Source organism: Streptomyces sp. NPDC029014 (assembly GCF_055564695.1).
Window position 1 is genome coordinate 14,193 of sequence record NZ_JBVHVT010000092.1, and the last position, 21,527, is coordinate 35,719.

General features: G+C 72.1%; 20 protein-coding genes, 1 tRNA gene and 1 pseudogene. 13 read left to right on the forward strand and 9 right to left on the reverse strand.

What is annotated here, in order from left to right:
- Positions 1-240: 240 nt before the first annotated feature.
- Together ACZ4VL_RS34125 and ACZ4VL_RS34130 are read left to right on the forward strand one after the other, a co-directional pair.
- Positions 241-405, forward strand: a complete 165-nt coding sequence (locus ACZ4VL_RS34125; protein WP_468208027.1) for a helix-turn-helix domain-containing protein — start codon at positions 241-243, stop codon at positions 403-405.
- Entirely contained in the window at positions 405-1,550 is a 1,146-nt protein-coding gene (locus tag ACZ4VL_RS34130) for a tyrosine-type recombinase/integrase (RefSeq protein WP_468207981.1), read from the forward strand. The genes ACZ4VL_RS34125 and ACZ4VL_RS34130 overlap by 1 nt, the downstream gene beginning before the upstream one ends.
- A 64-nt stretch (positions 1,551-1,614) precedes the next feature.
- Here ACZ4VL_RS34130 and ACZ4VL_RS34135 read toward each other — a convergent pair.
- Together ACZ4VL_RS34135 and ACZ4VL_RS34140 are read right to left on the reverse strand one after the other, a co-directional pair.
- Positions 1,615-1,690, reverse strand: a tRNA-Arg gene (locus tag ACZ4VL_RS34135).
- Between the two features lie 186 nt (positions 1,691-1,876).
- Complete coding sequence (locus ACZ4VL_RS34140; protein WP_468207983.1) at positions 1,877-3,580, reverse strand: hypothetical protein; 1,704 nt, start codon at positions 3,578-3,580, stop codon at positions 1,877-1,879.
- A gap of 227 nt (positions 3,581-3,807) precedes the next feature.
- Here ACZ4VL_RS34140 and ACZ4VL_RS34145 point away from each other — a divergent pair, with 227 nt between their 5' ends.
- Positions 3,808-4,683 (forward strand): FAD binding domain-containing protein, encoded by an 876-nt coding sequence (locus tag ACZ4VL_RS34145; RefSeq protein ID WP_468207985.1) that lies wholly within the window; start codon positions 3,808-3,810, stop codon positions 4,681-4,683.
- Between the two features lie 74 nt (positions 4,684-4,757).
- On the opposite strand, the gene ACZ4VL_RS34150 is transcribed toward ACZ4VL_RS34145, so the two are convergent.
- The gene (locus ACZ4VL_RS34150; RefSeq protein WP_468207988.1) at positions 4,758-6,035 is read right to left on the reverse strand and encodes a M6 family metalloprotease domain-containing protein; all 1,278 of its coding nucleotides are present in this window, start codon (positions 6,033-6,035) and stop codon (positions 4,758-4,760) included.
- Between the two features lie 260 nt (positions 6,036-6,295).
- Between ACZ4VL_RS34150 and ACZ4VL_RS34155 the strand changes: the two genes are divergently transcribed.
- From ACZ4VL_RS34155 to ACZ4VL_RS34175, 5 genes and pseudogenes are all read left to right on the forward strand, one after another.
- A complete protein-coding gene (locus tag ACZ4VL_RS34155) occupies positions 6,296-6,943 on the forward strand; it encodes a TetR/AcrR family transcriptional regulator (protein ID WP_468207991.1) in 648 nt (215 codons plus the stop codon).
- Positions 6,944-7,064: 121 nt separating this feature from the next.
- Positions 7,065-8,624 (forward strand): MFS transporter, encoded by a 1,560-nt coding sequence (locus ACZ4VL_RS34160; RefSeq protein ID WP_468207994.1) that lies wholly within the window; start codon positions 7,065-7,067, stop codon positions 8,622-8,624.
- A gap of 209 nt (positions 8,625-8,833) precedes the next feature.
- Positions 8,834-9,601 carry a dioxygenase family protein gene (locus ACZ4VL_RS34165; RefSeq protein ID WP_468208029.1) on the forward strand — a complete coding sequence of 256 codons (768 nt, stop codon included), beginning with the start codon at positions 8,834-8,836 and terminating at the stop codon, positions 9,599-9,601.
- 378 nt (positions 9,602-9,979) lie between these two features.
- A complete protein-coding gene (locus tag ACZ4VL_RS34170; protein WP_468207997.1) occupies positions 9,980-10,957 on the forward strand; it encodes a sigma-70 family RNA polymerase sigma factor in 978 nt (325 codons plus the stop codon).
- A gap of 82 nt (positions 10,958-11,039) precedes the next feature.
- Positions 11,040-11,603 (forward strand): annotated as a pseudogene (locus tag ACZ4VL_RS34175) (IS5 family transposase); the annotation flags it as partial.
- A gap of 72 nt (positions 11,604-11,675) precedes the next feature.
- Here the strand turns inward: ACZ4VL_RS34175 and ACZ4VL_RS34180 are convergent.
- Together ACZ4VL_RS34180 and ACZ4VL_RS34185 are read right to left on the reverse strand one after the other, a co-directional pair.
- The gene (locus tag ACZ4VL_RS34180; RefSeq protein WP_468208000.1) at positions 11,676-12,038 is read right to left on the reverse strand and encodes a hypothetical protein; all 363 of its coding nucleotides are present in this window, start codon (positions 12,036-12,038) and stop codon (positions 11,676-11,678) included.
- 373 nt (positions 12,039-12,411) lie between these two features.
- Positions 12,412-13,416: a helix-turn-helix transcriptional regulator gene (locus ACZ4VL_RS34185; protein ID WP_468208002.1), complete on the reverse strand. Its 1,005-nt coding sequence runs from the start codon at positions 13,414-13,416 to the stop codon at positions 12,412-12,414.
- 63 nt (positions 13,417-13,479) lie between these two features.
- On the opposite strand from ACZ4VL_RS34185, the gene ACZ4VL_RS34190 reads away from it, so the two are divergent.
- Both ACZ4VL_RS34190 and pfkB read left to right on the forward strand, forming a co-directional pair.
- On the forward strand, positions 13,480-15,072 hold the full coding sequence (locus ACZ4VL_RS34190; RefSeq protein ID WP_468208005.1) for an MFS transporter: 1,593 nt from the start codon (positions 13,480-13,482) through the stop codon (positions 15,070-15,072).
- A gap of 122 nt (positions 15,073-15,194) precedes the next feature.
- Complete coding sequence (gene pfkB, locus ACZ4VL_RS34195; protein WP_468208008.1) at positions 15,195-16,241, forward strand: 1-phosphofructokinase; 1,047 nt, start codon at positions 15,195-15,197, stop codon at positions 16,239-16,241.
- Between the two features lie 13 nt (positions 16,242-16,254).
- On the opposite strand, the gene ACZ4VL_RS34200 is transcribed toward pfkB, so the two are convergent.
- Positions 16,255-17,031: a DUF6227 family protein gene (locus ACZ4VL_RS34200; protein ID WP_468208011.1), complete on the reverse strand. Its 777-nt coding sequence runs from the start codon at positions 17,029-17,031 to the stop codon at positions 16,255-16,257.
- A gap of 192 nt (positions 17,032-17,223) precedes the next feature.
- On the opposite strand from ACZ4VL_RS34200, the gene ACZ4VL_RS34205 reads away from it, so the two are divergent.
- Positions 17,224-17,865 carry a vitamin K epoxide reductase family protein gene (locus ACZ4VL_RS34205; protein WP_468208014.1) on the forward strand — a complete coding sequence of 214 codons (642 nt, stop codon included), beginning with the start codon at positions 17,224-17,226 and terminating at the stop codon, positions 17,863-17,865.
- Positions 17,866-17,975: 110 nt separating this feature from the next.
- Here the strand turns inward: ACZ4VL_RS34205 and ACZ4VL_RS34210 are convergent, their stop codons facing one another.
- Positions 17,976-18,386 (reverse strand): rodlin, encoded by a 411-nt coding sequence (locus ACZ4VL_RS34210; RefSeq protein WP_468208017.1) that lies wholly within the window; start codon positions 18,384-18,386, stop codon positions 17,976-17,978.
- Between the two features lie 299 nt (positions 18,387-18,685).
- On the opposite strand from ACZ4VL_RS34210, the gene ACZ4VL_RS34215 reads away from it, so the two are divergent.
- Positions 18,686-19,168: a hypothetical protein gene (locus ACZ4VL_RS34215; protein WP_468208020.1), complete on the forward strand. Its 483-nt coding sequence runs from the start codon at positions 18,686-18,688 to the stop codon at positions 19,166-19,168.
- 166 nt (positions 19,169-19,334) lie between these two features.
- Positions 19,335-19,574 (forward strand): chaplin, encoded by a 240-nt coding sequence (locus ACZ4VL_RS34220; RefSeq protein WP_468208022.1) that lies wholly within the window; start codon positions 19,335-19,337, stop codon positions 19,572-19,574.
- Positions 19,575-19,668: 94 nt separating this feature from the next.
- Here ACZ4VL_RS34220 and ACZ4VL_RS34225 read toward each other — a convergent pair whose 3' ends face one another.
- Positions 19,669-20,019, reverse strand: a complete 351-nt coding sequence (locus ACZ4VL_RS34225) for a hypothetical protein (protein ID WP_404241188.1) — start codon at positions 20,017-20,019, stop codon at positions 19,669-19,671.
- Positions 20,020-20,179: 160 nt separating this feature from the next.
- Positions 20,180-21,376, reverse strand: coding sequence for a chaplin (locus ACZ4VL_RS34230; RefSeq protein WP_468208025.1), 1,197 nt, complete (start codon positions 21,374-21,376; stop codon positions 20,180-20,182).
- Positions 21,377-21,527: the final 151 nt, after the last annotated feature.

A 21,527-nucleotide genomic window follows, 5' to 3' on the forward strand; every position in this document is an offset into this window, starting at 1 on the left:
CACCCGCGTCACCGGCCCGCGTCATCCCAGAGCCCGGGTGACACACGCCGGTGACACACACTGTCCTCCCGTGTCACCGAAAAGCGCAGGTCAGACCGGCGAATGACACAGACGACGCGGTGACGCGGAAATCCGAGCCTCGGACAGGCGCGGCCGTCTGAGGCACCCGAGCCCGGCCCCACTCTGCCCAGAAACAGGAGAGCCCCAGTGTCGAGCGCGCTCCCGCCCCCGCCCCTGCTCATGACCGTCCCCGAGACCATGGCCGCGCTCAAGCTCGGCCGGCACTCCGTCTACAACCTGATCCGCTCCAAGCGACTGCCCAGCATCACCATCGGCCGCGCCCGCCGGATTCCCTCCGAGGCTGTGCGCCGCTTCATCGACATCGAACTGGAGGCCGCTGCCTGATGGCAGGCAAGAAGAACCCCAACGGCGCTGGCAGCATCTGGCAGCGCAAGGACGGCCGGTATGAGGCCCGGGTCTACGTTCCTCAGCCGGACGGCACCCGAGCCCGTAAGACCGTCTACGGCAAGACCTGGCAGGAGTGCGACGAGAAGCGGCAGGAGCTTGTCCTGCGGGATCGGCAGGGCGTCCCGACGCCGACCCGGTCGGCCCGCTTGTCGGAGTGGTTGCCGTACTGGCTGGAGCAGCACGTCGAGCCGCGGCGGAAGCTCAGCACCTACGACAAGTATGAGGCCCATGTGCGGCTGCACCTCGTGCCGCTGCTCGGGTCCCGGAGCCTGGAGTCGCTGAGCACGGCTGACGTGCGCCGGTTCCTCACCCGCGTCCAGAAGGACAAGACGGTGGCCACCGCCAAGGAGGCCCACCGCGTTCTGCGCACGGCGCTGTCGGGAGCGGTACGGGACGAACTGATCACGCGGAACGTCGCCTCCCTGGTCGAGCCGCCGAGGGCGAAGCAGCGGGAGATCCGGCCGTGGACGCTGGAGGAGACGCTCGCGTTCCTGGAAGCCGCGCGCGGGGAGGCCCTCTACGCGGCCTTCGTCCTGGCCATCGCGATGGGGTTGCGGCGTGGTGAGCTGGTGGGGTTGAGGTGGTCGGACATCGACCTGGACAACCGGGTGCTGCACGTTCGCCAGCAAACCCAGCGCCGACGCGGGCAGCTCTACCAGGACGATCCGAAGAGCCGCCGCCGGCGGGTCGTCCCGCTGCCTGCGATGTGCATCGCCCCCCTGCGGTGGCACCGACTCAGGCAGCGCGCGATCTTCAGGGAGACCGGCGTCCCGTGGTCCGAGGCAGGGGCCGTCTTCGCCACCCGCAACGGTCGGACGGTGGAGCCGAGGAACGTCTACCGGGCCTTCACCCGCGTCGCGGCTGGCGCTGGCGTTCGGGTCGTCCGGCTGCACGACGCCCGCCACGGGTGCGCGACCCTACTGACCGCCGCCGGCGTCGCACCCAGGGTCATCATGGAGATCCTCGGGCACAGTCAGATCAGCATCACCATGGACGTGTACACCCACGTCGTGGACGACACGAAGCGGGAAGCGATCAGCCACATGGACCGGATGTTGAGGCGCCAGCGCCCGAGTGCATGACCCCGTTGCCGTCAGTCGGTGCAGTCAAACGGCCCGGACCATGATCGGTCCGGGCCGTTTGTGCTGGTGCCCCCGGCAGGATTCGAACCTGCGACACCCGCTTTAGGAGAGCGGTGCTCTATCCCCTGAGCTACGAAGGCGGGGTGCTGTCGGCACACACCTCCGACAAGCCTGGTGATCATCCCGCGAGGGGTTGGCCACCGCCGTAAGTGTAGCGGGTGGGGTGCGGTGTGTACCGGGAGATAGCTGCGGGGCCTGCCCCGGGACGGCCGGTGGGGCTGTCCCGGGGCTGTGGCGGGGGCGGTCCGGCGGGATCTGCCGGGGGGTCAGTTCTTGTCGTACAGGCCGAACATGTCGACGATCAGGTCGGTGGGCTCCCAGCCCCGGTTCCAGAAGTCGATGATGCCGGTCTTGCCGGTACCGGCCTGCACCAGGTTCGGGACGGTCGAGCCCTTCGTCCAGTTCAGGTTGGAGGAGTTCGGCGGGGTCGGCCGGACCTGGGTGTCGTTGGTGTACTTGTCCCTGGTGTTCGGGTCCGGGGCGACGGTCAGGTGGCCGCTGCCCCGGGTGTTGGTGACCGTCGTGTTCAGGACGAGGCCCGTGACCGAGGCCTTGTCCGTCAGCGGCAGCCACCGGTAGTCCTGGCCCTGGACCGGGAAGTCCCAGTCCCGCGAGTCGTGCAGGCGGGTCGGCACGACGGGCTTGTACGCGGCCTTGCTGTCGGCGCTGTAGTAGCCGACGACGTCCACGATCACGTCGGCGGACCGCCAGGAGCCGTTGCGGATGTTGATCCTGCCGTCGGGGCCGACCGGCACGATCACCGAGTTGGCGATGGTCTGGCCGGCGGTGAAGTTCACGTTCGACGTGGACGGCGCCTGCTGGCCGCTGGGGAAGAGCGTCAGGTGGCCGGGGTCCGCGGGGTTCGTCACGGTGACGTTGAGGGCCACGGCCGTGGCGCCCTGCGGCACACCGGCCTGGCCGGCGATCTGGGCGTCGAAGGTGCTCTGTCCGGCGACCTGGCCCCTCGCGGTGCCCAGTCCCTCCCGGCTGTCGACGACGCGAGTGGGGTCCAGCGAGGTGTAGCCGCTGGCGGCGGACCGGGTGAAGTACCCCGTGACGTCCGCGATCAGGTCCACCCGGCCCGAGCTGCGGTTGGCCAGCTCGACGTAGCCGTCCCCGCCGACCGGCACGATCGTCATGTTGGGCACGGACTGGCCAGCGGTGAAGTTCACGTTCGACGTGATCGGCCGCTCCGTGTTCGCCGGGTAGGCCGTGATGTGCCCGTCGGCGGTGGTGTTCGTGGCGGTCAGGTTGAGGGCCACGGCGGCCACTCCGGCGGGGATGCCGTTGTTGCCGCCGACCTTCACGCGGGTCGTGCCGTACGGGGCGACGGACTGGGCCGCCGGGGCGCCCGTACCGTCCCGGGTGTCCAGCAGCCGGGTCGGTGCGTGCGGGGTGAACTCGGTGCCGAGGGTGAACACCTCCACGCTGTTCGTGGCCGTCACGTGGTTGTTCAGGTCGGTCAGGGTGACCTTGACCGTGTAGGTGCCGACCTCGTCGTAGACGTGCTTGGAGTCCACGGCCCGACTGGTGGTCGTGTAGTCGGTGTCGGTGCGGCCGTCGCCCCAGTTGACCTCGACGCGGATCGCGGAGACGACGCTGGTGGTGACGTGGGACGTCAGGTTGATGCCGTGGGCGCCGGTGCCCTCGGCGTACAGGTCCACGGCGAGGCCCGGGTTGTCCTTCACGCCAGCCGTCTGCGGAGCCGCGGCGGCCGCCTGGTTCCGTGCGGCCGACTCGGCGGGAGCGGTCCCCCGGACCGTGCGGTCGGCCGGGCTCTTGAAGGCGACGGCCTTGGCCGCCGCGGCCTGGGCCTCCGCCACCTTCGCCGCCGCCGACTTCGCGGGGTCGGCCTTCCTGGCGTCGGACGGGGCCGTCGCGGCCGGGGTGCGGTCGGCGGACGGGCCCGCCGCCTGCGCCACGCCCGGTACGAAGCCCACGGCTGCTGCGACGACGGCAGCGGAAATCATGATGCGGTGACGGTGCACCGGCCCCCCAGTGTTTGTTGAACTTGTTCAGAACGGTCGTGATCAGATTACTCGCCGGTACTATCTCCGCCACGGTCCGACCGGCGTGTCGGGGGAAATTCGCCGGGATCCGGTTTGCGGGCCGGGTGGGCGGTTCAAGGGTCCGGTAGAGGCGGGGCGTCCTCCGCCCCCGCGACGCCTCCCCGCCCCGCGACGAATGCGAGCCGGACATGGAGTTCCTGCGCCCCGCCACCTGGGAAGAGGCCCTCGCCGCCAAGGCCGAGTACCCCGCGGCCCTGCCGATCGCCGGTGGGACGGACGTCATGGTCGAGATCAACTTCGACCAGCGCCGGCCCGAGTACCTCATGGACCTCAACCGCATCGGGCTGCTGCGCGAGTGGGAGGTCGGGGAGGACACCACCGTCCTCGGCGCCGCCGTCCCGTACACCGACATCGTCGAGCGGCTGCGCGGCCCGCTGCCCGGGCTCGCCCTCGCCTCGCACACCGTCGCCTCCCCGCAGATCCGCAACCGCGGCAGCGTCGGCGGCAACCTCGGCACCGCCTCGCCCGCCGGGGACGCCCACCCGGCGCTGCTCGCCGCCGGAGCCGAGGTCGAGGCGGAGTCCGTACGGGGAACCCGGCTGATCCCGATCGACGCCTTCTTCACCGGGGTCAAGCGCAACGCCCTCGCCCCCGACGAGCTGATCAGGACGATCCGGATCGCGAACGCCACCGGGCCCCAGCAGTTCTCCAAGGTCGGCACGCGCAACGCCATGGTCATCGCCGTGTGCGCCTTCGGGATGGCCCTGCACCCGCGCATCCGGACCGTCCGGACCGGCATCGGGTCCGCCGCGCCCACCCCGGTGCGGGCCCGGGTCGCCGAGGAGTTCCTGTGCGCGGCGCTGGAGGAGGGCGGGTTCTGGGAGTCCGGGCAGCCGCTCCCGCCCTCCGTCGTGCGGCAGTTCGGTGATCTCGCCGCCGCGTCCTGCAACCCGATCGACGACGTCCGCGGCACCGCGAAGTACCGGCGCCACGCCGTCGGCGTCCTGGCCCGCCGGCAGCTGCTGTGGACGTGGGAGGAGTACGCGGGCGGGGGCGGCGCGTAGCCGCCGCGGACGGTGGCTCACCCGACGGTGAACGGCTCACCCGACGGCGAGCGGCTCGCCCGCCCGTGATCGGTTCACGGGCGGGTGATGCGCACCTGGAAGCTGCCGTCGCGCAGTTCGCCCACCACCGAGACGCTGATGCCCGACTTCTCGTCGGTGAAGGTCTCGCCCGGCTGGAACGGCGCGTCCGAGAGCTCCCCGTGCACGTTGGGCCGCCGGGTGCAGCCGCCGCTGCCGGCCGCGCTGTCCAGGACCGTGACCGGGCCCTGTCCGGTGTCGACCAGCGAGTCCACCTTGTAGATGAGGACGCCCGGTTTGCAGACGGCCTCGTCGTTCCCGCCGCGGGTGCGCACCTCGACCGCGAACCCGGAGCTGTCCGACAGCGGGACGAAGGCCAGCTTGGTGCCGCCCTCGACCGCCAGTGGGGTCAGGATGTGGTCGCTGACACCGGACTTCGAGGCGCAGCTGATCTGCGTGCCGTCGAGCCAGCCCAGCTTCCACTTGTGCCAGCCCAGCAGGTCGTTGTTGGCGCCCCAGTCCTCGCTCATGATGTCCCAGTGCCCGACGGCGCCCCCGCCGTCGGCGGTGTAGAGGTCGGGTAGGCCGAAGACGTGCCCGTTCTCGTGCGGCAGCACCCGGAAGCCGGTCTCCCGGTAGGAGCCGGAGCCGTCGTCCTGCCGGCTGTAGACGAAGGACGTGTTGGCGAGCGGCACGCCGTCCGCGATCGGCGCCTCGGCGTTGCCGGAGAAGGTCACCGACAGCACGGTGTCCAGGGCCGAGGGCCCGGCGTTCGGCGTGACCAGGATGTTGACCAGGTCGTACGCCCGGAAGTCCACGTCGGGGTCGGCGGCCTGCACGATGTGCTCGACGAGCTGCCGGTAGCCCGGCTCGTACGGGGACCCGCGCTCGATCCCGTACGCGGCGAACGGCATCGGCATCCGCAGCCAGGTCTTGATCGGGGCCTCGGCGCGGTAGCTGAGGCGGCCGTAGGAGCTGGTGCGGAACCAGTCCGCGGTCTGCGGGAAGAACTCGGCCAGCCGGTCCAGGGCGGTTCCCTCGCCCTTGGCGTCCGGGAAGTCGACCATCAGGTTCAGTGCGCGGACCTCGCCCGTCGAGCGGGAGTAGCCGGGCGGTGTCGGCAGGCCCTCGGACATCTGCACGCCCGTCGCGCCGGTGATCCGGCAGGGCGCGAGCGCCGACTCGACGGCCGTGGCGGCGGGCCCCGACGTGGACTGTCCGCGGCCCGCCATCCCCGTGCTGGCGGTGGCGGCGACCCCGAGGGCCAGCGCGGTGAGGCCGATGTAGGCGCCGGCGCGGTGTGGTCTGCGTATCCGGTGGCGGGTCTGCGGCATGGAGATCGCCTTCGGGTCCGCGGCAGCCGGCCCGACCCGGACTGCGCTCCGTGCGATCACCCTCCGTCGGGGGCGGCACGCCCGCGCGCCGGGTGCGCCGAACGGGAACACGGGCGTGGCCCAGGTCACACTGGGGGGTGAAATAACCGGGGACACGCTCCCCGTTTGCACAGGTGTCCCCGAAAGCGGGGACCGGCTCCCCGTTTCGGCGGGGCGAGCCGGTACCGGTCCGTACGAAGTCCAGGTCGAGGAGGCCGCGGATGAAGAGCAGCACCGCCACCGCGGCGGCCCCGCGCCCCCGCGCCGACGCCGTGCGCAACCGCGAGCGGATCCTGACCGCGGCGCGGGAGGTGTTCGTCGAGCACGGCTCCGGTGCGCCCTTCGACGAGGTCGCCCGCCGGGCCGGCGTCGGCAACGCCACCCTGTACCGCCACTTCCCCGACCGTGCCGCCCTGGTCCATCACGTCGTGCTGTTCGTGATGGAGCGGGTCACGGCCGAGGCGCGGCGGTCGCTCACCGACGAACCCGACGCGTTCGCCGCACTGTGCCGTTTCACGCACACCGCGGCGGACGAGCGGATCGGCGCCCTGTGTGCCATGCTCAGCGGCGACTTCGACCGCGAGCACCCCGAACTCCTCTCCGCCCGCGATGAGTTGGCGGAAGCGGTCGAAGGGCTTCTGGCTGCGGGGCAGGACGTGGGCCTGATCCGGACCGACATCGCCGTCGGCGACCTGATGGTCGCCCTGTCCCAGCTCAGTCGCCCCCTCCCGGGCGTCCCCTGTATCGACGTGGACACGTTCGTCCACCGTCACCTCCAGCTCCTCCTCGACGGGCTGCGGGCTCCGGCCCGCTCCGTGCTGCCCGGTGAGGCGTCCACCCTCGAAGACCTCAGGCAGAAAACCGTGTGACCTTCCGGGCCGGGCCCGTTAGCGTCGTAAATTGCGGCAAAACGCTTCAAATCCTTGCTGATTGCGTCAAGCACGCCACATCCGTCATTCCGTACGTTGAACCAGTGAAGTGGGTACCCCCATGCCAAAAACGGCCGCGACGAGCGCGTCGGCCGCGCCCTCCCCGGCGCCGGCTGCCGATTCCAACCGCTGGAAAGCGCTCGTCTTCATAGCCCTGGCGCAGCTGATGGTCGTCCTCGACGCGACGATCGTGAACATCGCGCTGCCGTCCGCGCAGACCGACCTCGGCATCTCCGACGGCAACCGCCAGTGGGTCATCACCGCCTACGCGCTCGCGTTCGGCGGCCTGCTCCTGTTCGGCGGCCGCATCGCCGACAAGTGGGGCCGCAAGAACGCGTTCGTGGTCGGACTCGTCGGCTTCGCCCTCGCCTCGGCGCTCGGCGGCGCCGCCACCGGCGAGGCGATGATGCTCGGCGCCCGCGCGCTCCAGGGCGCCTTCGGCGCGCTGCTCGCCCCGGCGGCCCTGTCCCTGCTGGCCGTCATGTTCACCGACGCCACCGAACGGGCCAAGGCCTTCGGCATCTACGGTGCCATCGCGGGCGGCGGCGGCGCCGTCGGTCTGATCCTCGGCGGCTTCCTCACCGAGTACCTCAACTGGCGCTGGACCTTCTTCGTCAACATCCCGTTCGCCGTCGTCGCGGCCGCGGGTGCCTGGCTGGTCGTCCGTGAGCCCGCCGGCAGCCGCAACCGTGCTCCGCTCGACATCCCCGGCGTCGTGCTGTCCACGCTCGGCCTCGTCGCGCTGGTGTACGGGTTCACCCGCGCCGAGTCGGCCGGCTGGACGGACGGGGTGACCGTGGCCATGTTCATCGGGTCGGCGGCCCTGCTGGCGGCCTTCGTCTTCACCGAGTCCCGGGTGAAGTCCCCGCTGCTGCCGCTGCGCGTCCTGCTGGAGCGCAACCGCGGCGGCGTCTACCTCTCCCTCGGCCTGGCCGTCATCGCGATGTTCGGCCTGTTCCTCTTCCTCACCTACTACCTGCAGGTCGTGAAGGGCTTCTCGCCGGTCAAGACCGGCTTCGCCTTCCTGCCGATGATCGCGGGCATGATCACGGGCTCCACGCAGATCGGTGCCCGTCTGATGACCCGGGTCCCGCCGCGGCTGCTGATGGGGCCGGGCTTCCTCGTCGCCGCCGCCGGCATGCTGATGCTGACCCAGCTGGAGGTCGACTCCTCCTACCCGGCACTGATCCTGCCGGCGCAGCTGCTGCTGGGCCTCGGCATGGGCACGGCCTTCATGCCGGCGATGTCGCTGGCCACGCACGGGGTGGCCGCGGCCGACGCCGGTGTCGCCTCCGCCATGGTCAACACCTCGCAGCAGGTCGGCGGTGCGATCGGCACCGCCCTGCTGAACACCATCGCCGCCTCGGCGACCACCGCGTACCTGGCCGACCACGCGGCCGAGGCCGCGGCGGGCGGCGCCGCGGCGAAGCTGCTCCAGGCCCAGGCGATGGTGGAGGGCTACTCCGCGGCCATCTGGTGGGCCGTCGGCATCCTCCTCGCCAGCGCGGCCGCGGTCGCGGTCCTGGTCAACACGGGCCGTCCCGGCGCCGGCGGCCCCGTCGCCTCCGGCTCCGGTGCCGGTTCCGAGGCCGAGGTGAAGGTCCCGGTGATCGCCCACTGACGGGCCGCGGGGTACCCCGGGAATGACGATCGACCCCGCGTCGTTCAAATTTGAACGACGCGGGGTCAGTCATGTCCAGGGCTCCGCGAGGACGACCGAGGAGCGCCACCATGACCCCCACCCCGCCCCTGCCTCCGCACCCGCACCCGCAGCCGCACCCGGAAGCGGCCGCGGTCGTCGCCGCGGACACCGCGTCCCCCGACGCCCGCATGCCCGCGCTCTACCTGAGCCACGGCGCGCCCCCACTCGCCGACGACCCGGTCTGGCCCGGCGAACTCGCCGCCTGGTCCGCCTCCCTGCCCCGACCCCGGGCGGTCCTGATGGTCTCCGCGCACTGGGAGGAGGCCCCGCTCGCCCTCGGCGCGACCGAGCCCGCACCGCTCGTGTACGACTTCTGGGGCTTCCCCGAGCACTACTACCGGGTCCGCTACGACGCCCCCGGCGCCCCCGACCTCGCCGCCTCCGTACGGGCCCTGCTGCGCGCCCCCGGCACCCCGGTCCAGGACGTCCCCGACCGCGGCCTCGACCACGGGGCGTACGTCCCGCTCGTGGAGATGTACCCGGACGCCGACGTCCCGGTCCTCCAGATCTCCCTGCCCACGCTCGACCCGAAGCGCCTGATGGACATCGGCCGCAGGCTGGCGCCCCTGCGCGACGAGGGCGTCCTGATCGTCGGCAGCGGCTTCTTCACCCACAACCTGGCGGCGCTGCGCCACACCGGGCCCGGGGTGCCGGGCTGGTCCGCGGAGTTCGACGCCTGGGGCCGCGAAGCGCTGGAGGCCTCCGACGTCGACGCCCTGCTGGACTTCGAGGCCAAGTCCCCCGCGGGCCGCCTCGCCCACCCGCGCACCGAGCACTTCGCCCCGCTCTTCGTCACCCTCGGCGCGGCCGACGCCGCCGGCGACCTGGGCCGCCGGACGGACGCGGTGGACGGCTTCTGGATGGGGCTGTCGAAGCGCTCCGTCCAGTTCGGGTAGTGCGGTCGCGGCCGTAGCAACCAGGAGCCGTCCAATGTCGTCTTCTGGGGCAGGAGTGCTTCCGCCGTCCGTGTGACGGCGGTCTCACAGGCGCTGCGCCGGCCCGGTCCGCGTGCGGCCGGCGAGGGCTTTCCGATCACCCTCGCCCCCCGCCTGACCTGCGACTCCTCGCGTTCCGGCAGGCCCGGCGCCGGGCCCTTTCGGGGCGCGGCGGGGCAGGATACTGCAAGATCGCGAAAAAGAGAGACCGGCGTGGGAATTCTGTCCTGATTCCAGCCGTTGTCTCCCTAGGAAGCGGGCACTCGGGAGAGTGTCCAGGGACGCACAGCCGCGTTCCAGCAGCCGCACCGCGACCTCACACATTGCAAGGGAGCACGCATGGCAACCCGCGCCGTCGCCCGCCACCAGTCCCAGGGCAGCGCCCGCGCTGTGGGCGGGGAGATCGCCGACCGCGACCTGGTCGGCATGTACCTGGACGAGATCGCGCGCACCCCGCTGCTCGATGCGGCCAAGGAAGTGGAACTGTCACAGATCATCGAGGCGGGTGTGTACGCCCGACAGATCCTCGACGGCGAGGTGGAGCGTGACGGGGAGGCCCCCGGCCGCGAGGAGCTGGAGGTGCTGGCAGCCGAGGGGGAGCGGGCCAAGGAGACGTTCATCCGCTCCAACCTGCGCCTCGTGGTCGCCGTCGCCCGCCGCTACCCGCGCAGCGGCCTGCCCCTGCTCGACCTGATCCAGGAGGGCAACGCGGGCCTGGTCCGCGCGGTCGAGAAGTTCGACTACACCAAGGGCTTCAAGTTCTCCACGTACGCGACCTGGTGGATCCGTCAGGCCATCACCCGGTCCATCGCCGACCAGTCCCGCACCATCCGCCTCCCCGTCCACCTCGTGGAGGAGCTCGGTCGGATCCGCCGCGTCCAGCGGGAGTTCAACCGGGAGAACGGCCGTGACCCCGAGCACGCGGAGATAGCTGCCGAGCTGGACTCGACGGAGCAGCGCGTGGGCGACGTACTGGACTGGGCCCGCGACCCGGTCAGCCTGAACATGTCCGTGGACGACGAGGGCGAGACCCAGTTCGGCGACCTCCTGGAGGACACCTCCGCGATCTCCCCGGAGCAGTCCGTCCTCTCCCTGCTGCGCAGCGAGGAGCTGGAGGACCTGCTGGGCAAGCTCGACCAGCGCACGGCGTCGATCATCAAGATGCGGTACGGCATCGACGACGGCCGGGAGCGGACCCTGACGGAGGTCGGCAAGCAGCACGGCCTGACCCGCGAGCGGATCCGCCAGATCGAGAAGCACGCCCTGCTGGAACTGAAGCGCATGGCGCACGACACGGGCTTCGACGCCGTGGCCTGACCGGCCCGGCCCCCGGCCCGACGGCGGCCCGGGTTGCCGCAGCGGCCCCCGGCACCACCCCCTCAGGTGTCGGGGGCTTCCCGTTGCCCGCGTGCACCCGCCGCAGCATTCCGCCGGAGCCCAGGAAAAAGGGGCTCCAAGCCCCGCCGAACCCGATGACCACGCGCTCGGACGTTCCCGTGGCGGCCTGAGCACAAAGGTCCACCTCGCCAGCGACAGTCGTGCACGGCCCCTGGCCCTCCGCGTCACCGCAGGCCAGGCAGGCGACGCTCCGGCTTTCAAAACCGTCATGGCCGCCATCCGTGTTCCGCGAAGCGGACCCGGAAGGCCCAGGACACGGCCTGATACCGTCCTTGCGGACCGCGCGTACGCGTCCCGCGCGATCCGCAGTCACCTCCGCCAACGCGGTATCCGCGCTGTCATCCCCCAGCCGTCCGATCAGATCGGCCACCGTCTGCGGCGAGGCAGTGCCGGCGGCCGACCGCCGTCCTTCGACGCGCAGGCGTACAAGCAGCGCAACGCGGTCGAGCGATGCATCAACCGGCTCAAGCAGTGGCGCGGCCTGGCCATGCGAACGGACAAACTCGCCATCGCCTACCAGGCCGCACTCCACCTTGCCGCGATCCTCATCTGGATCCGACGTTAAGCGGCCGTCAGCGGTCGATACCCAACGCGCGTCCGCAGGTGAAGAGCCAGTACCCACCTGCATGTCACGCGGCTAATCCTGGAAGACGGGAAAGATCGTCCAGGCGTTCTCAAGGTCCGTGTTGAAAGGCACCAGCTCCAGCTCAGGCGGGAAGATCGCCTTCGGTGAAACCGCCACCATCAGATCCTTGCCTGGAACGCGGAGGAAGTAGGGCTGCGGAGAGGACTGCTGCGGGGCCGGCTCGAGCTTCCACTCGCGGGTGGGGAAGTCACTCAGCGGCCCCAGGATCACCCTCTCGCCCTTCTCCGACTCCTTGTAGCTCAGGGAACGGGAGGGGAAGATAAGGGCGGGAATCTGGATGGCGGCGGTGCCATCAGGGCCGGAGACCAGCGAAAACGTCTGCTCGTCTGCAGCCCCCGGAGGCGCAACAGTCACGCCCTGTTCCGAGGCTGTGAGGACCCGCCTCTCCCCGCTGTCGCGCCAGCAACTGATGACACACTTCCCAGAGGGCGGCATAGATGACTCCTTCGCTTGGTGACCGCCGCGGCCGACTCCGGTAGACAGCCTCCTGCGGCGACAAGTGGGCCGGACCAAGATCGGCCGGACGACCGGGCAACGCCGCAGAAGCCCTGAGGATGCGCCACGGGACGGGAAACCACCTGCACGTGGGAAGGCCCCAAGGAGACAGGCCCTAGGAGTCCGCTGAAGATCTTGCTCTGACCGCCCGGCTCACCCTGGATTGCCAGCAAATGTCGATCGTCCTAAAGCGGCGCAAGTCGGGCGCGATTTCAAGATCTTCAGGACACTCCTAGCCGGCCGCCCCGGTCCCGGTCCCGGTCCCGGCCCCCGCCGTCAGCCGGGCGGCCAGCGACCGGGCCGCCTCGGCCAGCAGTTCCGGCGCGTGCACGGTGAACGGCAACCCCGTCAGCGCCAGCCGGGCCGCGAGCCACTCCGGTGAGTCCCCGGTCTCGAACCGCACCCGGCAGCCCGCGCCCGCAGCCTCGTCCCCGCCCCCGTCCCCGTCCCCATCCGCGGGTACGGCGTCACCCCGCAGCCAGCCGGGCAGCTCCTGCGCCCCCACCCCGAAGTCGACCTCCACCGCGTACCTCTGCCGCCCGTGCAGCCCGCGCCGGACGAAATCCACGGCTTCCATCGGCAGCTCGCGCGGGGCGAAGCGGGCACCCGTTGCGAAGGGTTCCGCCACCCGGTCCACGCGGAAGGTCCGCCAGTCCTCCCGGTCCATGTCGTAGGCCACCAGGTACCACCGGCTGCCCGTGCTCACCAGCCGGTACGGCTCCACCAGCCGTCGCGTACCGGCCCCGTCCCGCGCCCGGTACGCGAACCGCAGCCGCTCCCGCCCGGCCACCGCCGAGGCCATCGTCGTCAGCGCGTGCGGGTCCACGGTGGCCCCGTCGCCCCGGGTCAGCGCGATCGTGGCCGACTGCAGCGCGCCCACACGGTGCCGCAGCCGCCCCGGCAGGACCTGCTCCAGCTTGGCGAGCGCCCGTACGGAAGCCTCCTCGACGCCCTCCACGGCGTGCCCGGCACCCGCCCGCAGCCCCACCGCGATCGCGACGGCCTCCTCGTCGTCCAGCAGCAGCGGCGGCATCGCCGCCCCCGCCACCAGCCGATACCCGCCGTCCGGGCCCAAAGTGGCCTCCACCGGGTACCCGAGTTCCCGCAGCCGGTCGATGTCGCGGCGGATCGTGCGCGTGCTCACCCGCAGCCGCTCCGCCAGTTCGCTGCCGGGCCATTCGCGCGGGGTCTGCAACAGGGAGAGCAGGGTGAGGAGGCGTGCCGGGGTGTCGGTCATGGGTTCCAGGCTGCCACTGCAATAGGACACCATCTGACCTAGACGAGGTCTAGCGTTCTCCCCATGAGCAGCGAGACGACCATGACATCGCCCGGAGGAAAGACCGGGCCCGCATCCGAAGAGCGGAGTTCCGCCCCCGCCGGGACACCGGCACCCGCACCCGTCTCACCCGATCAGGAGACCCCCGGCGCCGACCGGCGCCGCTGGCTGGCGCTCGCCATCGTGATGACCGCGGCCTTCATGGACCTGGTCGACGTCACGATCGTCAACATCGCGATACCGAGCATGCGCGGCGACTTCGGCGCTTCGACCAGCGCGGTCCAATGGATCACCGCCGGCTACGCCCTGGCCTTCGCCGCCGGCCTGATCACCGGTGGCCGCCTCGGCGACATCTACGGCCGCAAGAAGGTCTTCCTCATCGGGATCGCCGGCTTCACCGTCGCCTCGCTGCTCTGCGGCATCGCCCCCGACCCCGACGTGCTCGTCGGCGCCCGCATCCTCCAGGGCGGCATGGCGGCCATGATGGTGCCGCAGGTGCTGGCGATCATCCACGTCACCTTCCCGCCCCACGAGCGCGGCAAGGTCTTCGGCATGTTCGGCGCGATCGTCGGCCTCGGTGCCGTCTCCGGCCCGCTGCTGGGCGCCCTGCTGACCCAGTGGAACCTCTTCGGTCTCGAATGGCGCCCGATCTTCCTGATCAACCTGCCCGTCGGCATCGCCGGCGTGCTGCTCGGCCGCGCCTTCATCGCCGAGTCCAAGGCCCCCAAGGCGCTCCGCCTCGACCTGGTCGGCGTCGTCCTCGTCACCCTCGGCCTGGTCATGCTGATCTTCCCGCTGACCCACGGCCGGGAGAACGACTGGCCGCTGTGGGGCTTCGTCTCCATGGCCCTGGTGCCCTTCGTCTTCGCCGCCTTCATCGCGTACGAGAAGCACAAGGTCCGCAAGGACGGCTCCCCGCTGGTCGAGCTCTCCCTCTTCAAGATCAAGAGCTTTGCGGGCGGCATCGCCGTCCAGCTGACCTTCGGCCTCGTGACCGGCATCTTCTTCCTGGTCTGGACCCTGTACATGCAGGTCGGCCTCGGCTGGAGCGCCCTGCGGGCGGGCCTCACCGGCGTCCCGTTCTCCATCGCCGTCTCGATCGCCGCCGGCCTGTCGGTGCAGAAGCTGGTCCCCCGCTTCGGCCGCAAGGTGCTCCAGGCGGGCGCGCTGACCATGGCCGCGGGCATCCTGCTCTACATCTGGGAGGCGCGGCACCTCGGCATGGAGATCGCCTCCTGGCAGATGGCCGCCCCCCTGATCGTCATGGGTCTCGGCATGGGCCTGATCGTCGCCCCGCTCACCGACACCGTGCTGTCCCAGGTGCCGCGCGAGCACGCCGGCTCCGCCTCCGGGCTGATCAACACCACCGGCCAGATGGGCAACGCCCTGGGCCTCGCCCTGACCTCGGTGGTCTTCTTCGGGCAGCTGGAGGACGACTCCGTCTTCGGTCCGCCGTATGTGGAGGCCTTCCACGGGGCGCTGTGGTGGATCGTGGCCGTACTGGTCCTGATCTTCGCGGTGATGTTCATGCTGCCGCCCAGGTCGGTGCCGGCGGAGCAGCGCGAGGGCGCCGTCGAGCAGGCCCGGCAGGACGCGGAGACGGTTCCGGCCGGCTAGTCGGACCGCAGCCGCTCCCTGCACCCGGGCACGTCCGCTCCCCCGAGCGGGCGTGCCCGACGCTTTTGATTCCGGGCATATCGGGCGTACGGTGAGGAACAATCCAAGGAAGACGTGCTCGTATGATCCTCACCGTCACCCCGAACCCCTCCCTCGACCGCACGTACGAGGTCCCCGTGCTGGAGCGGGGCGCCGTGCTGCGCGCAGCCACCGACCGGCTCGACCCCGGCGGCAAAGGGGTCAACGTCTCGCGCGCCGTGGCCGCGGCCGGCGTACGGACGACGGCGGTCCTCCCGCTCGGCGGCCTCGCCGGCACCCTGCTCGCCGAACTCCTGGCCGCGGAGGGCGTGGACGTCACCGCCGTCTCGATCGCCGGACACACCCGCTCGAACGTCTCGATCGTCGAACCGGACGCCACCCTCACCAAGGTCAACGCCCCCGGCCCGGTCCTCACCGCGGCCGAATCCGCGCTCCTGCTCGCCACCGTCCCCACCGGCGCGGAGCGCCCCGACTGGATCGCGGGCTGCGGCAGCCTCCCGCCCGGCCTGCCGCCCCACTGGTACGCCGACCTGGTCGCCCGGGCCCGCACGGCGGGTGCCCGGATCGCCCTGGACACCTCCGGCCCGGCCCTCGCGCAGGCACTGCCGGCCCGCCCGGACCTGGTCGCGCCGAACGCGGCCGAGCTCGCAGAAGCGACGGGCCGCCCCCTGTACACCCTCGGCGACGTGGCCGCCGCCGCGCAGCAGCTGCGTTCCCGGGGCGCGGGCGCCGTCCTGGCCTCGCTCGGCGCGGACGGGCAGCTGCTGGTCTCGGCCGAGGGGATCCTCCACGGCACCGCACCCGTTGCGGCCGTCCGCAGCACCGCCGGCGCCGGAGACGCCGCACTGGCCGGCTTCCTCGTCGCGGGCGGCTGCGGCCCCCAGGCCCTCGCCTCCGCCCTGGCCCACGGCGCGGCCGCGGTCCGCCTCCCGGGCAGCGCCATGCCGGCCCCGGCGGACCTGCGCCCCGAGGCCGTCCGCATCACGCTGCGGCCGCCGCTGGACCGGTACCTGAGCGAGCCGGCCGTCCCGGGAGTGCCGGGCAGCCGGTCCGCGGTGCCGGTGGAGTCGGTGGGCCCGCCCATCGACCCGACGGATCCGACGGGGCCGGTCGAGCCGACCGCCGTCTGACGCGGCGGCCGGCTCAGCCGTGCGCCCGGACCTCCATCGCCCCGCGGGCCGCGGCCTCCGTCTCGTAGACCTCGCACATGTGGCGCCCGTCCGGCGTCGCCGTGTGCTCGACCTCCCACAGGCTGATCTCGCCCCCGTCCAGCAGGACGAACGCGTGCTCGTACAGCCGGAATCCGGCGTCCCGCCCGCCCGGCAGGACCTGCAGGGTGCCGAACGCCTGCGTGATCCGGTGCGCGTACGCCGACTTCAGCAGCAGCGCCGTCCGCTCCCCGGGCCGGTCGGGGTTCTCCGCGCGCCGCAGCACCCGCCGGGCGTGGTCGGCCGACTGCTCCACCGCGTACTCCCGGTACCGCTGCGCCGCGGTCGGGGTGATGAGCAGGGCGCTCAGCGCGGCCGCGTCCCGTTCCGCCAGCTCCGGCTCCTCCTCCGGCTCGAAGGCCGCCGGGTCGAAGAGGTCCTCCTCCGGGGTCTCGCCGAACAGCCGCGCCACGGCCAGGCGGGCCTCCGACCGGCTCGCGAAGACCTCGTGCCGTATGGCCCGGTCGCCCTCGTGCCGGTAGACGAGCTCCCACAGGGACGCCGAACCGCCGTCCGAGAGCAGGTAGGTGTGCCGATGGGTCTCCCGCCACCGCCCCGCCGCCGGGCTGTGGCTCGTGGTGTACAGCGAAGAACTGTGGGCGAGCGCCGTCCCGAGGCGCTCGACCAACCGGTCGGGCAGGTCGTAGGAGTTGAGGGCGCGGCCCAGGAGTCGCTCGAGGTGCGCCTCGGTTGTCTCGTACGGATCGCTCAAGGTGGGTCTCCAGGCCGTCGCAGCTAGTGACTTCGCGGAAGCTCAACGTAGCCCCTGGCTCTGACATCACGTCCGGGGTTCGGTAAAACGTCCGGGAAGTAACAGGGGTTCCCGCCACCCCTTCAGGTCAACTTGCGGCGGAATGCTCAGGGTTCGCCCGGGTCTGTCCCGGAGCGCGGGACCATGGGCGGTATGGCTACGAACACAGTGGGCGTCCCCCGCCAACAGGGGCGGCCCAGCACTCGACACGAGGGCGAACCGGCCGCCGCGCCCAGGGCGTTGGCCTGGCTGCTGGTCCTCACCGGGGCCGCCGGGGTGCTGGCCTCGTGGGTGATCACCCTGGACAAGTTCCTGCTGCTGGAGGACCCGGACTTCAAGCCGGCCTGCAGCCTCAACCCGGTGGTCTCCTGCGGCAGCGTCATGCAGAGCGAGCAGGCGGCGGCCTTCGGCTTCCCCAACCCCATGCTCGGGCTGGTCGCGTTCGGCGCCGTGGTGTGCGCCGGCGCGGGCCTGCTGGCGGGGGCCCGGTACCGCGGCTGGTTCTGGCTGGGACTGGGCGCGGGCACGGCCTTCGGCGTCGGCTTCTGCACCTGGCTGATGGCCCAGTCCCTCTACGAGATCAACGCACTGTGCCTGTGGTGCTGCCTGACCTGGGTGGCGACGCTCGTGATGTTCTGGGCGGTCACCGCGCACAACGTCCGCACCGGGGCGCTGCCCGCGCCCGGTCCGGTGCGGGGCTTCCTCACCGAGTTCGGCTGGTTGCCGCCCGTCCTGCACACCGGGGCGATCGGGATGCTGGTCCTCACCCGGTGGTGGGAGTTCTGGACGGGCTGAGCCGGCGGGTGCACGCGCGAGGGCCCCGGCAGCTGGAGGCTGCCGGGGCCCTCGTCACATCGCTCCACGGGCACGGGCCCGGACCGCAGGGGGCAGGGAGGGAGCGGAGATCAGCTGCCGACGGAGGCGTTGCCGGAGAGGATCGGGATGTTGTCCAGGATGTGCGACAGCGACTCGTCGCCCTTGGCCTGGGTGGAGTTCTCGGTGCACTGCTGGTTCATCGGGTTGGACAGGAGGTTGACGTCCTGGACACCGATCTGCAGCGCGGCGAGGACGTTCTGGAGGTTGACCTTCGCGGGCAGGCCGATGCAGGGCTTGTTGAGGGTGCCCTGGACCAGGCTGAGCTGCGGGCTCATGTCGCCGGCGGTCTTCTGGTTGCCGTAGATCTGCTGGGAGCCGTTGCCGTTGACGGTGTTGACCCCGTTGTCGTTGCCGATGGCCATGGCCGGGGCGGCAAGAACGGCGCCCGCACCGACGGCGGCGGCGGTGACCGCAGCAGCAGTCATGATCTTCTTGAGCATGATTGGTCCTTTTGTCGCACGAGTGCCCGCTAGTGGAGCGCCCTGGTCAACTGCCCCTCCACAGGGTTGGTTCCGGGGCTTCACTCGAACGGCCGGCATGCGCAGGGCCGTTCCCCGGCGCGGGTGACTCCGTCCCGGACGCGTGCGCGAAGCCCGTACGCGACCCGGAGCAACTCCCTTGCGCGTACGGGTCCTGCGTTCGGCCCGGCTCCGGTTGCACTCCGTGCAGGCTGTCACGACGGTGGGCAATGAAGCGGATCGCTCGGGTCCGTTTCATTGCGACGAGCTAAGGAACCCCCATGCACCGCTACCGGCCGTCCCGCTTCCGTGCCCGCGTCCTCGTCCCGTCGGCCCTCGTCGCCGCCATACTCACCGGTGCGGCCGCCCCTGCGGGTGCCGCGGACGGTGAGACGGCCGCCTCCCTGCGCAAACGAGTGGAGGCCGCCCAGCAGAAAGTGGAGAAGCGCCAGGCCGCGACCCCGGCGGGCCCGATCGACGACCTGCTCACGGGCATCTCCGCGACCCTGGACGGGCTCCTCAGGAGCCTCGCGGGACTGCTGCCCGGGATCACGCTGCCGCCGATCACGCTGCCGCCCCTCCCCGAGGTGCCCGCCCTCCCCGAGCTGCCGATCACGATCCCGGGCCTGCCCGTCACCCTCCCGCCGACGGACACCGTGCCGGAGATCCCCGACATCCCCGAGATTCCGGAGATCCCCGACGTTCCCGATGCCCCCGACCTCCCCGAGATCCCCGAGATCCCGGACGTGCCCGCGCTCCCGTAGCGGCGGGCTCGGCCCGGGTCCCGCGGCCGAACACCGCGTACGGCGAAGGCGATTGGGCTGAACAGGTTTGATCATGCGCGAGGCCGTGTCCGTTGGGGAGTCCGGACCGTTTCTCTCGGTGTGAGCCCCGGTCGGGGCAGAACGTCGAACAGAAGGTGCACTTCCCATGAACTCTGCCAAGAAGGCCGCCCTGGTCCTGGCCACCGCCGGTCTCGCCGCTGCCGGCGCCGCGGGCACCGCCCTTGCCGACTCCACGGCCGAGGGTGCGGCCGTGGGCTCCCCCGGTGTCCTCTCGGGCAACCTGGTGCAGGTGCCGGTCCACGTCCCCGTCAACCTCTGCGGCAACACCGTGAACGTCATCGCCCTGCTGAACCCGGCGTTCGGCAACACCTGCGTCAACGCCTGAGACTGACGCCCCACCGGCGCCAGCATCAGACCCTGGGCGCCACCGGCCTCGCCGGTGGCGCCCAGAATTTTGTCCGCTCCCGGACCCGGAGGGCTCAGGACCCGCCACCGCCGTTGAGCTGCACCCCGCCGAGGAGCGGGGAGGCCTTCGTGGCCCCGTTCGCCAGGCCGAGCACCTCGCCCGGGGCGTCGTTGCGGATCTCGTTGACCCGCTGGGCGGTGCCCACGACCTTGTCGACCGTCTGGCCCTGCTCGGCCAGGCCGTTGCCGAGGGTCTGGGGAAGGTTCTCGGTGACGGGGGCGAGCGAGTCGAACGCCTGCGTCGCCCCGCCGGTCAGGCTCATGGGGGGCATTGCGGCCGCGCCCTCGGCGGCGAACGCGGGAGCGCAGGCGCCGATGGCGGCAACGGAGCCGGCGACGACCGCGGCGACCTTCGTGAGCTTCATGGTCGAAATCCTTTTCCAGCGGTGACCGTCGCACCGCTTTTGTCCTGCGTAACGATTCCGCGCCGCGGCGGAAACGCGTTACGACGGGCACGGCGACGGCCGGAGAATCCCCGCGGGGATTCTCCGGCCGGTATTTCTTCCGATTACCTTTGCGGCCGGGTCAGGCGGTACGGGACCTGCGGTACAGGATCGCGCCGCCCAGGACGAGGGCGGAGCCGAGGAGCGCCGCGGCGCCGGCCTGGCCCGCACCGGTCTCGGCGAGGACGGGCGCCGGGGGCATCGCCCGCGCGGGACCGGGAGCGGGCGCAGGCACCGGGGCGGGAACCGGTGCGGGGACGGGCGCCGCGTGGACCGGAGTGTCGGCTGCGGGGACGACCGGCGGGGCCGGGAGGGTCACGGGCATGCCGCCGTGAGGCGGCGCCGGGGTCGGCGCCGGGGCCGCCTCCACCGGGGCGGGGGCCGGGAGCGGCCGCGGTGCCTCGTCGACCGGAGCGGGGGCGGGCAGCGGCGCCGGGGTCTGCGCCGGGGTCTCCGGCGCGGGCGGCGCATCCTCGACCGGGGCGGGGGCCGGGAGCGGCCGCGGTGCCTCCTCCACCGGGGCCGGCGCGGGCAGCGGCGCCGGGGGTGCCTGGGGTGCCGGCTGCTCCGCCGCGGGCGGTGCCGGCGGCGCGGGGTGCGACCGGGGCGGCTCCGGGGCGGGCGGCGCAGGGTGTTCGGCCGGGGCGGGCTTCGAGGCCGGCGGGGCGTGGTGCTCGGCCGGGGCGGGCTTCGGCTCCGGCTTGGGGACGGGCCGGCCCTGCGGGTGGTCGTCGCACTCCTCCTCCGCGGACCCGCTGTGCCGGCCACCGGGGCGCTGCCCCTCGTGGCGGCCCTCGTGGCGCGGTTCCGCGTGCGAGGGGGCCGCATGGCGCGGCGCGTGGGGGCGGGGTGCCTCCGTGCGGGGGGCGCCGTGTCCGGCCTCCTCGCCGCGCCGTTCCGGCAGCCCGTGGTGGGCCTCGTGCTCCTGGAGGTAGCGCTCGAAGGCCTCGGCGTGCTCGGGGCTCAGGTAGCGCTCGTGGTCGTGGCCGCCGCGGACGTCGTGGTGGTGGGCGTCCGTACCGCTCGTGGTGGCACACGTGTTGCCGAACGAGGGGTTGAGCGCCGCGCCGCCGTCCACACTGTTGCCGCACACGTTCGGCGAGAGGGTGATCGGTACCGAGACGCTGTTGCCGGACAGCACACCCGGCGAGTGCGAGGCCTCGGCCACCGCCCCGGAGTGCGCGAGGGCCGCGCCGGTGGCGATCGACAGCAGGCTCGAGGCGGCCGCGGCCGTGAGTACTCCCTTGCCCAGTACCTTTCGGCTCAGTACCTGTCGCATGGGTCCTTCCCTGTCTACCGGCGCGGGGGCCGGTGCTGAGTCGAAGGTGGGGCCGGGGGGGGGGAGCCGGGGCCCCTGGGGGAGACCAAGGGAGGGTGGCGTCCCGAGGAGAGGAGTTTGTGCGAGGGGGGGGGGAGGGGTGTTCGGGGGT

Bases quoted from the DNA above. Each gene is read 5' to 3' on its own strand.
- ACZ4VL_RS34125 (WP_468208027.1), top strand. From the start codon at position 241: ATGACCGTCCCCGAGACCATGGCCGCGCTCAAGCTCGGCCGGCACTCC.
- ACZ4VL_RS34130 (WP_468207981.1), top strand. From the start codon at position 405: ATGGCAGGCAAGAAGAACCCCAACGGCGCTGGCAGCATCTGGCAGCGC.
- ACZ4VL_RS34140 (WP_468207983.1), bottom strand. From the start codon at position 3,580: ATGATTTCCGCTGCCGTCGTCGCAGCAGCCGTGGGCTTCGTACCGGGC.
- ACZ4VL_RS34145 (WP_468207985.1), top strand. From the start codon at position 3,808: ATGGAGTTCCTGCGCCCCGCCACCTGGGAAGAGGCCCTCGCCGCCAAG.
- ACZ4VL_RS34150 (WP_468207988.1), bottom strand. From the start codon at position 6,035: ATGCCGCAGACCCGCCACCGGATACGCAGACCACACCGCGCCGGCGCC.
- ACZ4VL_RS34155 (WP_468207991.1), top strand. From the start codon at position 6,296: ATGAAGAGCAGCACCGCCACCGCGGCGGCCCCGCGCCCCCGCGCCGAC.
- ACZ4VL_RS34160 (WP_468207994.1), top strand. From the start codon at position 7,065: ATGCCAAAAACGGCCGCGACGAGCGCGTCGGCCGCGCCCTCCCCGGCG.
- ACZ4VL_RS34165 (WP_468208029.1), top strand. From the start codon at position 8,834: ATGCCCGCGCTCTACCTGAGCCACGGCGCGCCCCCACTCGCCGACGAC.
- ACZ4VL_RS34170 (WP_468207997.1), top strand. From the start codon at position 9,980: ATGGCAACCCGCGCCGTCGCCCGCCACCAGTCCCAGGGCAGCGCCCGC.
- ACZ4VL_RS34185 (WP_468208002.1), bottom strand. From the start codon at position 13,416: ATGACCGACACCCCGGCACGCCTCCTCACCCTGCTCTCCCTGTTGCAG.
- ACZ4VL_RS34190 (WP_468208005.1), top strand. From the start codon at position 13,480: ATGAGCAGCGAGACGACCATGACATCGCCCGGAGGAAAGACCGGGCCC.
- pfkB (WP_468208008.1), top strand. From the start codon at position 15,195: ATGATCCTCACCGTCACCCCGAACCCCTCCCTCGACCGCACGTACGAG.
- ACZ4VL_RS34205 (WP_468208014.1), top strand. From the start codon at position 17,224: ATGGCTACGAACACAGTGGGCGTCCCCCGCCAACAGGGGCGGCCCAGC.
- ACZ4VL_RS34210 (WP_468208017.1), bottom strand. From the start codon at position 18,386: ATGCTCAAGAAGATCATGACTGCTGCTGCGGTCACCGCCGCCGCCGTC.
- ACZ4VL_RS34215 (WP_468208020.1), top strand. From the start codon at position 18,686: ATGCACCGCTACCGGCCGTCCCGCTTCCGTGCCCGCGTCCTCGTCCCG.
- ACZ4VL_RS34220 (WP_468208022.1), top strand. From the start codon at position 19,335: ATGAACTCTGCCAAGAAGGCCGCCCTGGTCCTGGCCACCGCCGGTCTC.
- ACZ4VL_RS34225 (WP_404241188.1), bottom strand. From the start codon at position 20,019: ATGAAGCTCACGAAGGTCGCCGCGGTCGTCGCCGGCTCCGTTGCCGCC.
- ACZ4VL_RS34230 (WP_468208025.1), bottom strand. From the start codon at position 21,376: ATGCGACAGGTACTGAGCCGAAAGGTACTGGGCAAGGGAGTACTCACG.